The organism is Rhizobium sp. R339, assembly GCF_002211395.1.
Taxonomy (GTDB): Bacteria; Pseudomonadota; Alphaproteobacteria; order Rhizobiales; family Rhizobiaceae; genus Rhizobium.
This window is the reverse complement of record NZ_LOKV01000024.1, coordinates 326010-339259: the sequence shown is the minus strand read 5'-3', so window position 1 is coordinate 339259 and position 13250 is coordinate 326010. Positions and strand designations below refer to the sequence as shown.

General features: G+C 61.7%; 9 protein-coding genes and 1 tRNA gene. 6 read left to right on the top strand and 4 right to left on the bottom strand.

What is annotated here, in order from left to right; all coding sequences use genetic code 11:
* Positions 1 to 37 precede the first annotated feature (37 nt).
* The gene (locus tag ATY76_RS24495; protein WP_245310051.1) at positions 38 to 820 is read left to right on the top strand and encodes a class I SAM-dependent methyltransferase; all 783 of its coding nucleotides are present in this window, start codon (positions 38 to 40) and stop codon (positions 818 to 820) included.
* Positions 821 to 1187: 367 nt separating this feature from the next.
* On the top strand, positions 1188 to 1658 hold the full coding sequence (locus ATY76_RS24490) for a hypothetical protein (RefSeq protein ID WP_088677274.1): 471 nt from the start codon (positions 1188 to 1190) through the stop codon (positions 1656 to 1658).
* Positions 1659 to 1760: 102 nt separating this feature from the next.
* Here the strand turns inward: ATY76_RS24490 and ATY76_RS24485 are convergent.
* Positions 1761 to 1836, bottom strand: a tRNA-Thr gene (locus ATY76_RS24485).
* Positions 1837 to 1991: 155 nt separating this feature from the next.
* On the opposite strand from ATY76_RS24485, the gene ATY76_RS24480 reads away from it, so the two are divergent.
* The 3 genes from ATY76_RS24480 to ATY76_RS24470 are packed head-to-tail and all read left to right on the top strand — an operon-like array spanning position 1992 to position 4318.
* Entirely contained in the window at positions 1992 to 2765 is a 774-nt protein-coding gene (locus tag ATY76_RS24480) for an NAD kinase (protein WP_088677273.1), read from the top strand.
* A 4-nt stretch (positions 2766 to 2769) separates the two neighbouring features.
* Entirely contained in the window at positions 2770 to 3279 is a 510-nt protein-coding gene (locus tag ATY76_RS24475) for a hypothetical protein (RefSeq protein ID WP_088677272.1), read from the top strand.
* Between the two features lie 25 nt (positions 3280 to 3304).
* A complete protein-coding gene (locus ATY76_RS24470; RefSeq protein WP_088677271.1) occupies positions 3305 to 4318 on the top strand; it encodes a dienelactone hydrolase in 1014 nt (337 codons plus the stop codon).
* A 54-nt stretch (positions 4319 to 4372) separates the two neighbouring features.
* On the opposite strand, the gene prfB is transcribed toward ATY76_RS24470, so the two are convergent.
* From prfB to ATY76_RS24455, 3 genes are all read right to left on the bottom strand, one after another.
* Positions 4373 to 5504, bottom strand: a protein-coding gene (gene prfB, locus ATY76_RS24465) for a peptide chain release factor 2 (protein WP_190233727.1) whose coding sequence is annotated in 2 segments (ribosomal slippage) — positions 4373 to 5434 and positions 5436 to 5504 — 1131 coding nt in all. Because the reading frame shifts where the segments join, the coding sequence is not laid out codon by codon here.
* 101 nt (positions 5505 to 5605) lie between these two features.
* Positions 5606 to 8065 carry a penicillin-binding protein 1A gene (locus ATY76_RS24460; protein ID WP_088677269.1) on the bottom strand — a complete coding sequence of 820 codons (2460 nt, stop codon included), beginning with the start codon at positions 8063 to 8065 and terminating at the stop codon, positions 5606 to 5608.
* Between the two features lie 358 nt (positions 8066 to 8423).
* On the bottom strand, positions 8424 to 9683 hold the full coding sequence (locus ATY76_RS24455; RefSeq protein ID WP_088677268.1) for an N-acetylmuramoyl-L-alanine amidase: 1260 nt from the start codon (positions 9681 to 9683) through the stop codon (positions 8424 to 8426).
* Positions 9684 to 10304: 621 nt separating this feature from the next.
* On the opposite strand from ATY76_RS24455, the gene ATY76_RS24450 reads away from it, so the two are divergent.
* Positions 10305 to 13184, top strand: coding sequence for a ribonuclease E/G (locus tag ATY76_RS24450; protein ID WP_088677267.1), 2880 nt, complete (start codon positions 10305 to 10307; stop codon positions 13182 to 13184).
* Positions 13185 to 13250: the final 66 nt, after the last annotated feature.

The window sequence follows — 13250 nt, the reverse complement described above, 5'->3', positions numbered from 1 at the left end:
GGGCGCTTGTGGTTCGGTCAAATGCGGATGCGCGTGTGTGGCACCATTGGATTCCCGCCTCAGATGCGATAGAGCGTCGTGCCGAGCCTTGGGAGGAGAACAGCCAATGAGCAGCAGCACCGAAATCCTTGACATGTACGCGGACTATTATGCCGATGGCGCCGTTGCTGAAAAGCGCTCGATCGCCGCGAGGCAAACCGTCCGACATATCCGCCAGCTCACCGGCCCACAGACGTTCAAATCGGTGATCGACATCGGCGCGGGCGAAGGCGCTGTGATCTCTGAACTGAGCGCCGGCAAATTCGCCAATTCGTTCGCAGCGGTGGAAATCTCCCAATCGGGTGTCGACGCCATCAAGAGCCGAAACCTTCCCTCTCTGTCGGCGGTCGATCAATTTGACGGCTACACCATTCCCCACGCCGACAAGAGCTTCGACCTGGCGCTGGCCGTGCACGTCCTCGAGCATGTGGAACACGAGCGGATGTTCCTCTACGAAGCCAGGCGCGTCAGCCGAAAACTCTATATCGAAGTGCCCCTCGAGCTGACGGCCGACCTCGATAAGTCTATCCGCCAATCCGGCCCGTACGGGCACATCAACTTCTACACTCGAGGCTCTTTCGAAAATCTGCTCAAGACGTGCGGCTTCAAGGTGGAGGCGATCAAGGTTTTCGCTCATGACATCGAATATGAGCAGCATCTTTCCGGCAAAGCGAAAGGCTGGCTCAAATATCAGATCCGACAGAACTTCCTGAAGATTGCTCCGAAGACGGCCGTGCGCAACATGGTCTATATGGCAGGCGCGCTTTGCTCTGCAGAATGACAGGCTAGGTCATTCGACGCGGTAGGCTCGCCGAGGTCTATGACCTTCACGCGCGCCTGTCGAACCCACGGCGAGGGGATCCGCCGTGTCTACATGCCGAAATCGGCCTGCCGCTGCTCGCACGGATCCTCGCGGCAGAGAAAGGTGCTCTGCCGGCGTCGCTGCCATTATCGCACGTCGCCTGCACAGCGATCGTCGGCGAGCCGAAGCGCGGCGATCTTTGCGCGGTCGAGTTCGGCGAAGCTGCCGGCAACGACAGCGATCGCGAAGGTACCTTCAATTGGGGCTGGCCGATGCTTGAGATCGAGGAGCTCACCCCGCCGGCGCCGGCACGTGGCGCACAAGGTATCTGGAATTGGGGTGGAGCATGATCGGCGAAGCACACATCGAGATCAACGGCACGAAGCTCAGCGAAGGCCAGGCAATGGCGCTGCGCGTCGCCTGCACGTCGTTCTTTCAGGAAATGTCGGAGGGCGACAGTCCGCTCGGCCCGGAGGAACTTGCGCAGCGAATGGCGGCCCTTTTACCGCGATCGCTTGAACGAAGTCCTGCAGCTGATCATCGGCGGCCAATGACCAAAGGGTGCCCGCACAAGGATATCCAGTTCTGCCCGCTCTACCTCGCCATGCACAGCAGCCGGCTATTCGGCTTCAGCTGCGACGACGGTCAGCTCGGCTCGGGCCTCTGCGCCGTCGCCCGCAAGCTGGATTACGCAAAGACCGTTGCCCGCCTCGAGGCGGCTTGGCCGGGCCTGGTCGCGGAACGCCGCTTCCAGGAAGAGGCGGAAGAGGCCAAGGAACAGCGCCGGCGCAACATGCGTCTTCTCGGCTTGCATTGAGGCGTGAGGCGATCGTGAGGTTTTCGTGAGGCGGCGGCGAAAAGAACCGCCTCACGCCTCGCCTCACGCGAAACCGAAAATCCAGCAAAATAAGGGGAAGAATGGTGCCCCCGGCAGGGTTCGAACCCGCGACCCCCTGATTACAAATCAGGTGCTCTACCAACTGAGCTACAAGGGCAATAGCTGCCAACTAACAGATTCTGTCATTCTGTAAAGAAAAATCCGCTCTTTCGGGCAGTGATCGGCCTCGATCCAAAACGCATTGCATGCAAAACGTCCTTGTCGCGCCCGCCCTTTATCCTTTAGCTAGAGCAGCTTCACAAAGGGCATTGCATGGGCCGGTCATTTCAGACGCTTTCTTTCATAGCCTCCCCGACGATGGAGGCGCTCGCCGCGCGCGAAGAACTGATTCGCCTCTATGGCGACGTCCCCGCGGAGGAAGCCGACGTCATCGTCGCGCTCGGCGGCGACGGCTTCATGCTGCAGACGCTGCACAGCACCATGAATTCCGGCAAGCTGGTCTATGGCATGAACCGTGGCTCGGTCGGGTTCCTGATGAACGATTATCGCACCGACCGGCTTCAGGAGCGCATCTGCACCGCCGTCGAAAATGCCTTCCGGCCTTTGAAGATGACGACGGCCAATGCGGACGGAACCAACACGACGGCGCTCGCCATCAACGAGGTCTATCTTTTCCGCCAATCCTATCAGGCCGCCAATCTGAGGGTCGTGATAGATGGACATGTGCGCCTGGAAGAGCTGATCTGCGACGGTTTGATGGTGGCCACTCCCGCCGGGTCGACGGCCTATAATCTTTCCGCCCATGGTCCGATCCTGCCGCTCGAAGCACCGCTTCTCGCCATGACGCCGGTCAGCGCCTTCAGGCCGCGGCGCTGGAGGGGGGCGCTGCTCCCCAACAGGGTGACCGTCGATATCGACGTTCTCGAGCCGATAAAGCGCCCGGTGAATGCGGTGGCCGACAATACCGAGGTCAAGTCGGTGCTGCATGTCCGCATCGCCCAGTCGGAGCATATGACGGCGCGCATCCTTTCCGATCCCGACCGCTCCTGGTCAGACCGTATTCTCGCCGAGCAGTTCAAGGATTGAGACGATAACAATGCGACGGATTTTCATAACGATAGTTTTGCTGGTCGGGTGGGCGGCCGTAGCCGTTCAGGCGCAGGATGACATTTTGCCGGCCTCGGTGATTTTCGCGACCAGCACGGGCTACTGGGAGGACGACGGCAACTCGCCGACGGTCGAGCGCGCGCCTGCCGGCGCCGAGACCACCGCGAAAGCCGGCGAAAAGGGCGCACAGCGCCACGGCTATTACAAGCTCTTTGCCGTGCGCCAGCCGGACAGAACCTCGAAGATCTTTCTGCAGCAGATTGGCCAGGGCGAGGCCGGTCCGGCGATCGTCTCGACCATCGAACTGCAGGAGTTCAGCGATCTGAAGCCTTACGTAACCGATATACGCCCTGAGAATTCGACCGGCATCATCAAGCAGCCGGGGCTCTTCGCCACCGTCTATCTCAAGACCGATCCGGCGGCAGAACCGACCGGCTGGACCGTGTTGATCGACGAATTCGGCGACATCACCGTGGAGAAGGCGACGAATTGAACCGTGCTTCAGAGGCACCCAAGAGATGAAACTGGGCTTTCGCGACGGCGTCCTCTACGATGAGGAGAGGCCGAACTGGGACGCGGACGGACCCAGGCCCATCAGCTGGTCGCTATGGTACCCTGCCACCGACGACGCACAGGAAAGCGATTTCCCGGAAAGAAGCTGGTTCAAGAAGGTAGCGGTTGCCCGCGATGCGCCCATTCGGCCCGCGGCCGGCCCCTATCCTCTCGTTCTTCTCTCGCACGGCACAGGCGGCTCCGCGGCCGGACTGGAATGGCTGGCGCGACGTCTTGTCCGTCGCGGATTTGCAGCGCTTGGCGTCAACCATCACGGTAATACAGGCGGCGAGCCTTACCGCGCCGAAGGCTTTGCCTGTCTTTGGGAGCGGGCGCCGGATCTCAGCCATATGCTCGACCGCTGTGACGAATGGCTGGGTGACCTTCGCGGCCATATCGATATGTCACGTGTGTTCGCCGCCGGATTTTCGGCCGGCGCCTATAGCGTGATGCTGCTTCTTGGCGCCGTCGTCCGGTTTTCGCAGTTCGAGCCCGCGAGGCTGAAGCCGGGTGGTCCGCGCGGACCCAGGGAGTTTCCCGACCTTGCCGATCATATCCCGGCACTGCTTCGCAGCAGCGACGCCTTTCGCGATTCTTGGTCGCGCATGTCGAAGCCTTACCGGGATGACAGGATCAAGGCGGCCCTCCTCTGCGCGCCGGGCCGATCCGTTCTTGGTTTCAGCGAGGAAAGCCTGAAAGCGGTCGAGTCACCGGCGTTCATCCTCGTCGGCGATGCCGACCGGGCGGCTCCGGCTGAGGAATGTTCGTCATGGCTGCATGCTCGGCTGAACCACAGCACCCTTAAGATCTTCGAAGGCGGCCTTGGGCATTATATCTTCGTGCCGGAGGGCACGGGACTTGGCTTTGCCTTTGCGGCGGAGCTCTTTACCGATCCGCCAGGCATCGAGCGCGCAGCCGTTCATGAAGAGATCGCCGATCTGTCGGCCGCCCTGTTCCAGAAGGTCAGGACAAGCACATAGCCAAAAGAAAAGCCCCGTTTCCGGGGCTTTTGCGTGTCGATCCTGCTCTAACCGTCAATCGACATCGTCGACGACCGCGTCGGCGGCGCCGCTGATGCGGTGAGCGAGAGCGGCTTCCATGAACTCGTTCAGCTCGCCGTCGAGCACGTCGTCAGGCGCGGTGCTGGCAACGCCGGTGCGCAGGTCCTTGACCAGCTGGTAGGGCTGCAAAACATAGGAGCGAATCTGATGGCCCCAGCCGATGTCCGTCTTGGAGGCGGCTTCGGCGTTGGCGGCGTCCTCGCGCTTCTTCAGTTCCGCTTCGTACATGCGGGCGCGCAGCATGTCCCAGGCCTTGGCGCGGTTCTTGTGCTGCGAACGCTCCTGCTGGCACTGCACGACGATGCCGGTCGGGATATGGGTGATGCGCACGGCCGAGTCTGTGGTGTTGACGTGCTGGCCGCCAGCGCCCGACGAACGATAGGTGTCGATGCGGCAATCGCTTTCGTTGATCTCGATCTGGATCGAGTCGTCGACGACGGGATAGACCCAGATCGACGAGAAGGAAGTGTGGCGACGCGCATTGCTGTCGTAAGGCGAGATGCGCACCAGACGATGCACGCCCGATTCCGTCTTCAGCCAGCCATAGGCGTTGTGTCCCTTGACGAGCAGGGTCGCGGACTTGATGCCCGCCTCTTCGCCGTCGTGGACTTCCAGAAGCTCGACCTTGAAACGCTGGCGCTCGGCCCAGCGGGTGTACATGCGCAACAGCATGTTCGCCCAGTCCTGGCTTTCGGTGCCGCCGGCGCCGGAATGGACTTCGAGATAGGTGTCGTTGCCATCTGCCTCGCCGGAAAGCATCGCTTCCACCTGGCGGCGCGCGGCCTCGGCCTTCAAGGCCTTCAGCGTGTCCTCGGCTTCCTTGACGACACTCTCGTCGCCCTCTTCTTCGCCGAGTTCGATCAGCTCGATATTGTCGTTCAGCTGCTGTTCGAGCTGCTTCACGCCGCTGATGCCGTCATCGAGCTGCTGGCGCTCGCGCATCAGCTTCTGTGCTTCGGCGGCGTCGTTCCAGAGGTTCGGGTCCTCTGCCTTGTTGTTCAACCAGTCCAGTCGTCTTATCGCCTGGTCCCAGTCAAAGATGCCTCCTCAGCAGGGTGATAGCCTGCTTGGTTTCATCGACCACGTTTTCGATTTCAGCTCGCATTTTCCTGCTTCTCTGTATCGGTCTTCTCAAGTGCTGGTGACATAGAGACGCCCGCCGCGGATGTAAAGGGCCGTGGCGGGCGTTCAAAATTCAGGTGAGCGTCAGAAGAGGCCTGGCGTACCGGTCTGGACGGCTTGATTGGCCTGCGGGGAGGTCTTCAGGATCTCTTCCGGCGCCATCGTGCTGTCCATGCCGATGACCGAGAAGCTGTCGGCCGGGCCGGTGCCGGGTTTGAAGGCCTCGATGATGGTATTCGGATCGCCATCGACGGCGGCCATGCCGGTCTTGCGGTCGATCGGGATGAGATTCATGCCTGCGGGGATCACGAATTTGGATTCCGGCATGTCCTTGACTGCAGTCTGCATGAATTCGTTGAAGATCGGCGCGGAAAGACCACCGCCGGTGCCGCCGCGGCCGAGGGGCGCCGGTGTGTCGAAGCCCATATAGAGGCCGGCGACGAGGTCCGGCGTGAAGCCGACGAACCAGGCGTCCTTCTCGTCATTGGTCGTGCCGGTCTTCCCGGCGACGTCGCGGCCGCCGAGATCGATCTTGCCGGCGGCGGTACCGCGCTGGATGACGCCCTGCATCATCGAGGTGATCTGGTAGGCGGTCATCGGGTCGAGAACGGTTTCGCGGTTATCGACGACATTCGGCTCTTCCTGATTCTGCCAGTCGCCGGCATTGCAGCCCTCGCACAAACGCTCCTCATGCTTGAAGATCGTCTTGCCGTAGCGATCCTGGATGCGGTCGATCAGTGTCGGCTTGATCTGCTTTCCGCCATTGGCGAGGACAGAATAGGCCGAGACCATGCGCAGAACCGTCGTGTCGCCGGCGCCGAGCGACATGGAGAGAACCGGCATCATGTGGTCGTAGATGCCGAAGCGCTCGGCATATTCGGCGACGATGTTCATGCCGAGATCGTTGGCGAGGCGCACCGTCATCAGGTTGCGCGAATGCTCGATGCCCGAACGCAGCGTCGACGGGCCGCCGGATTCGCCGCCGTAGTTTTCCGGCCTCCAGACCTGGCCGCCCGAGACGATTTCGATCGGCGCGTCCATGATGACGGACGCCGGCGTATAACCATTGTCCATCGCCGCCGCATAGACGAATGGCTTGAAGGAGGAGCCCGGCTGACGCATCGCCTGGGTGGCGCGGTTGAATTCGGACTGGGCGTAGGAGAAGCCGCCGACCATGGCGAGCACGCGGCCGGTCTTCGGGTCCATGGCGACGAGACCGCCCTGCACTTTCGGCGGCTGACGCAAACGATAGGAGGTCGAGGCGTCGTCGCCGAGCTTCTCGACATATACGACGTCGCCCGGGCTCAAGACGCCCTCCGGTGATTTCGCGGTCTTGCGTGAGCCGTCCGCCGACCGGAAGGCCCACTGCATGTTCTTGGCGTCGATCGTTCCGCGCTGACGGTCCGCCGCAACCTTGCCGCTACCGTCCTTGGACGGCTGCAGGCCGATATCGACGTTGTCGTCGGACACGGCGAGCACGACGGCAAGCCGCCATTCCGGCACGTCGGACAGCGTGGGAATATCGGCAAGCGCCTTGCCCCAATCGCCGCCTGCGTCGATCTGCTTGAGCGGTCCATGGAAACCGCGACGCTCGTCATAGGTCACGAGACCGTCCTGCAGCGCCTTGCGGGCGGCAAGCTGCATCTGCGGATCGAGCGAGGTGCGCACGGAAAGGCCGCCCTCATAGAGCACCTTCTCGCCATATTGATCGATCAGCTGACGGCGCACGGCTTCTGCGAAATAGTCCGAAGCGAAAAGCGAAGGGCCGGTGCTGCGGGCGGTAACGCCGAGCGGCTGCTTCTTGGCTTCCTCGCCGTCGCTCTGGCTGACATAGCCGTTCTCGACCATGCGGTCGATTACCCAGTTGCGGCGCTCGAGCGCTGCCTCGGGATGGCGGAAAGGATGGTAATTGGCCGGGCCTTTCGGCAGCGACGCCAGATAGGCCGCCTCGGCAACGGTCAGCTCGGTGACCGACTTGTTGAAATAGGTGAGCGCGGCTCCGGCGATGCCATAGGAATTCAGGCCGAAGAAAATCTCGTTCAGGTAGAGCTCGAGGATCTTGTCCTTGCTGTAGGCCTGCTCGATCCGGAAGGAAAGGATCGCTTCCTTGATCTTGCGGTCGATCGTCTGGTCGGAGCTCAAAAGGAAGTTCTTGGCCACCTGCTGCGTGATGGTCGAGGCGCCGACCGGACGCCGGCCGGACCCGAAATTCTGCAGGTTGACGAGAATTGCACGGCCGAGGCCGGTCAGGTCGACGCCCGGATGGTTGTAGAAATTCTTATCTTCGGCCGAGAGAAAGGCGGCCTTTACGCGGTCGGGAATGGCCTGAATCGGCAGGAAGAGGCGCTTTTCCTTGGCATATTCGGCCATCAAGGCGCCGTTGCCGGCGTGGACGCGGGTCGTGACCGGCGGCGCGTAACTGTTCAGAACGGCATAGTCCGGAAGATCCTTCGCGACGCTGGCGAGATAGATGGCAATACCCGCCGCCGCGACCAGAAACAGGACGCAGGCCATTCCGAAGAAATATCCAAGAAGTCTAACCATATTTTAAGCTACCGGTCTCTTCGATCTTCAATCGGCGCAGCCGCAACGATTGCACAGATCAAGGCAATTTGCACGTTGCGCGCGGCTTACTCCATGAGCGCTACCGCCACAAGCCGATTCCGCGCTCCAGGCTACGAAACATAAGCCGGAGTAACGGCGCGAATGTGAGCAAAATAGGGCTCCGGACGCCGCATTCACCGCTATATCAGCGTTTCATCAGGAGTGTCACATCCAAGCAACGCCCCTCCTGGCAGCGGGAACGACGCCGTTTGCTCCGAATTTGATTCAGCCAGCGCAGTTTAATATCTGTTTTTAAACGTCTTATCGCTTCAGAACCACCGCGCGGCCTGGACGGCAGTCAGCCGCCATTCGCCACGACGGCCGTGCGGTATCGCTTCACCGCGTCGGTCAGGAGATCGGCGATCTTGCCGCGCCAGGTCTCGTCCAGCAGAAGCTTCTCATCCTCGGCATTCGAGAGGAAACCGATCTCGAGCAGGATCGACGGCACGTCGGGAGCCTGCAGCACGCGGAAACCGGCATGGCGATGAGGGTTGTTGATGGTGCCGACCTGGTCCTTGAAGGAGTTCAGCACGCTCTCGGCCATGGAGATCGAGAAGGCCTGCGTCTCGCGCCGCGTCAGGTCGAGCAGGATATCGGCGACCTCCGGCGGTTCGGCGACAGTTTCCTTGCCGGCGATCTGGTCGGAAAGGTTTTCGCGCTCGGCGAGATCGGCGGCGAGCTTGTCCGAGGCTTTGTCCGAGATCGTGTAGACGGTCGCTCCGCGGATATCCTTCTGCTTCAGCGTGTCGGCGTGCAACGATATGAACAGGCCGGCGTGGTTCTGGCGGGCGATCAGCACGCGCTGCGAAAGCGACAGGAATTCGTCGTCCTGGCGCGTCAGGAAAGCCTTGATGCCCGGCTCCTTGTTCAGCCGGTCGGCCAAAGCCTTGGCGAAAGCCAGCGTCACCTGCTTTTCTTCGGTCTTGGTGTCGACGCCGATCGCGCCGGTATCGATGCCGCCGTGACCGGCATCGACGGCGATGACGAAATCGCCGGGGGCGGCCTTCTCAGGCGCCGGAATGGCGCTCGTCGTCTGGGCCGCCTCTGCCCGGTCGTCCCAGGATTGCGTCTTGACCAGCTCGGCAAAGGCCTGCTTGTCGATCATCTCGGCATCGAGCACGAGCCGATGGCCCTTGCCGGCCTCGTCGGCCTGCACCTTGGCGAGCGCCAGTTTCACCGGCTTCGCAGTCGTCAGCACGATGCGGGCGCTTTCCTCGTCCATCTTGCCATAGCGGATGTCCTTGAAGAGGCCGCGTGCGGCCAGATCCTTCGCCGGGAACCCGAAAGCGGTCGCCGGCAGATCGACGACGATGCGCTCCGGATTGGCGATATAATGGACGGAAAAGCGCGGTTCGCGGTCGAAATCGATGACGATGCGCGTTCTTGCGTCATCGCCGATGATGCGCGCGCCATAGGCGAGCAGCGGATCCCTGGCCTCGGCGGAACCCGCCACGACAGGCAGGAGGCAGCCGGCGACAAGCACCGCCCTCAGAACCCGCCTCGCGAATGTCGATCGCCGCGCTGCGGATTTCGCCGCGATCCGAGCCCTCTTAAACAATAAACCGCCACACCCCATTTATCTCGCGATGGACCCGGCATGGCCGGACGCTCGCCCGAGAGCAAACAGCTTCCACCGCCCCGTCGAATCGCAATCGCTTTATCCCCGATTCCTATGCGTTACGAAATCCATCAATATTATGGCACATTTGGCTTTTCCCTTGCTATTGTGACAGAGAAAACATACAACGCATTTTAGGGTAGAAGTGTTGACGGGATAGAGTCGCCGCAAGGCTGCCAGCCAGATCAGGACCTGGCGCCACATCGGTCATCGTCCGCCGTCTTATGCGTTTCAACCCAGAACTGGATCCTGATTTTCCGGCTTTTGTCGGAACTTCATTGGTGGATCAGCCACCACGCTCTCAGGGAGCACCCTCATCGGACCCAAAACGGGTCTTCGTATTGTCGATCACGCTTGGTTGTTGATGGTTTCGCAGCAGATTTTATCTGAAGTCTACAGGCCCCGGACCGAAATGGTTCCGGCTGCGGTCTGGCTGCTGCTCTCCTCTTCGCGCCAGGCGCGACTTTCATTATCCGGCGCGGCCACGGTGGACCGCATTCTTTCTGTTTCTACAGCAGTCGGGAATGCGCTCTCGCGGCCACGCCGAGGAGCACAGCTTACATGGCAGACAAAATGCTTATCGATGCGTCTCACGAGGAAGAGACGCGCGTCGTTGTCGTTCGCGGGAACCGCATAGAAGAATTTGACTTCGAGTCGCAGCACAAGAAGCAGATCCGCGGCAATATCTATCTCGCCAAGGTAACGAGGGTCGAACCCTCGCTACAGGCCGCCTTCGTCGATTACGGCGGCAACCGTCACGGTTTCCTGGCCTTCGCCGAAATCCACCCCGATTACTACCAAATCCCCCTCGCCGATCGTCAGGCGCTGCTTCGGGCCGAAGCTGAGGAGCATCGCCGCGACGAAGATGTCGAGCATGTCGAAACCGCGCCGATCGTCGATCTTTCGACCCAGGATCAGCCGGATGTCGGCATCGTGCCCACCGAGGCGCCTGAACCGGTTGCCGTAGCGGAAGAGGCAGCGGCGGAAGAGGTTGCCGCAGCGGCAGAGGTGGCGGCATCGCCCGAAGCCGCCGAGGAAGCGCCGGTCAAGAAGGCACGGCCGCGCCGCAGCCGCAAGAAGGTTGCCGAAACGACCGCGACCGAGGACGCCGTTCCCACAGACGTCGAGGCCGAAGGCGCTGCAAACGTCGACAACGAGGATGATGGTTCGACCGGCGGCACGATGGCCGCGATGGTGGAAACCGACACGATCTCCGAGGATATCGACACCAGCAAGCGTCGTCACGATGACGACGACGATGAAGACGATCACGGCGAAGAGGAAGTCATCGAATCCGTCGGCGCAGAAGACGCGATGGAAGAAGTGCCGGACCGCGTGCAGCGCAAGCCGCGCAAGCAGTACCGCATCCAGGAAGTCATCAAGCGCCGCCAGATCCTGCTGGTGCAGGTCGCCAAGGAAGAGCGCGGCAACAAGGGTGCTGCTCTCACCACCTATCTCTCGCTGGCAGGCCGCTACTCGGTTCTGATGCCGAACACGGCGCGCGGCGGCGGTATTTCCCGCAAAATCACCAATCCGCAGGACCGCAAGCGCCTGAAAGAGATCGCGCGCATGCTCGAAGTGCCGCAGGGCATGGGTGTCATCCTGCGCACCGCTGGCGCCAATCGCACCAAGGTCGAGGTCAAGCGCGACTTCGAATATCTGATGCGCCTCTGGGAGAATGTGCGGACGCTGACGCTGGCCTCCACCGCTCCCTGCCTGGTCTATGAGGAAGGCTCGCTGATCAAGCGCTCGATCCGCGACCTCTACAACAAGGATATCGGCGAAATCATCGTTGCCGGCGAAGAAGGCTATCGTGAAGCGAAAGACTTCATGAAGATGCTGATGCCGAGCCATGCCAAGGTGGTTCAGCCGTATCGCGACATCCACCCGATTTTCTCACGCTCCGGTATCGAGGCCCAGCTCGACCGCATGCTGCAGCCGCAGGTGACGCTGCGGTCCGGCGGTTATCTGATCATGAACCAGACGGAAGCGCTGGTTTCGATCGACGTCAACTCCGGCCGCTCGACGCGCGAACATTCGATCGAGGACACCGCGCTGCAGACGAATCTCGAAGCCGCGGAAGAAATCGCCCGCCAGCTTCGCCTGCGCGACCTTGCCGGCCTGATCGTCATCGACTTCATCGACATGGAAGAGAAGCGCAACAACCGCGCCGTCGAGAAGAAGCTGAAGGAATGCCTGAAGAACGACCGCGCCCGCATTCAAGTGGGCCGCATCTCGCACTTCGGCCTGCTCGAAATGTCGCGCCAGCGCATCCGCGCTTCCGTTCTCGAATCGACCACCCAGGTCTGCTCGCATTGCGGCGGCACCGGCCACGTCCGTTCGCAGTCCTCCGTCGCCCTGCATGTGCTGCGCGGCATCGAGGAATATCTGCTCAAGAACACGACGCACAACATCACCGTGCGCACCACGCCTGATATCGCGCTCTACCTGCTCAACCACAAGCGCCAGACGATCGTCGATTACGAAGCGCGCTTCGGCGTCGCGATCATCATCGACGCCGACGGCTCGGTCGGTGCGCAGCACTTTGCGATCGACCGTGGTGAGCCCGTCGAAAATCCGGTCAAGATCGAAAGCCTCTTCAACTTCGCAGCCATTCCCGAGGATGACGACGACGATATCGTCATCGAGGCGGATGAGGACGAAGACGAAGAGCTCGAGGAAAAGGCAGCCGCAACCGAACGCCCTGCCACGGCGCGCTCGGAAGGCGAAGGTGACAACAACCGCAAGCGCAAGCGCCGCAGGCGCCGTCGCGGCCGCAACGGCAATGCCGAGCAGCCGGCACTGGCGGCAGGCGAAGCCGGCGACGAGGACGAAGACGGCGAGGACGAAGGCAGCGAGGGCGAAGAAAATGCTGCCGCCACGCCTGAGGCCCGTGCCGAGAGCGAGGAATCACAGCGCCGCAAGCGCCGTCGCCGCGGCAAGCGTGGCGGTCGCCGCAATCGCGCCGAGGACGGTTCCGAACTGGCGGCCGATGAAGGCGGTGAAGACAATGGCAGTGACGAGAGCGAAGGCGACGACGTTTCGAATGACGTCGCTCCTGCCGAAGCTGCAGTCGTCGAGACTGTTGCCGAACAGGCCGGCGAAGACCAGGCAGCAGCGGCCGCAGTCGAAGGCGCTGCCGTCGTCACCGAGGATGTGAAGCCCGCTCGTGGTCGCGGTCGCCGCAAACCCGCCGCAGCCCCCGTCGAGGAGCTGGTGGCGGAAACGGCACCGGCCGTCGAAGCCGAGCCGGAGGTGGTCGAAGCCTCCGCCGATCTCGAAACGCAGGTCCAGGAAGAGGCAAAGCCGGTTCGCGCCAACCGCGAATCAAACATCTCCTCCTCCGAGCCGACGGTGAAATCCACCCGCAGCGACATCGGCGAAAGCGACGACGGCAAGCCGAAGAAAGCTGGTTGGTGGCAGCGCCGCGGCTTCTTCTGAAAGCTGATTTTCGGACGTAAATGATGAAATCCGGCCGTGGTGACGCGGCCGGATTTTTGTTTGCGG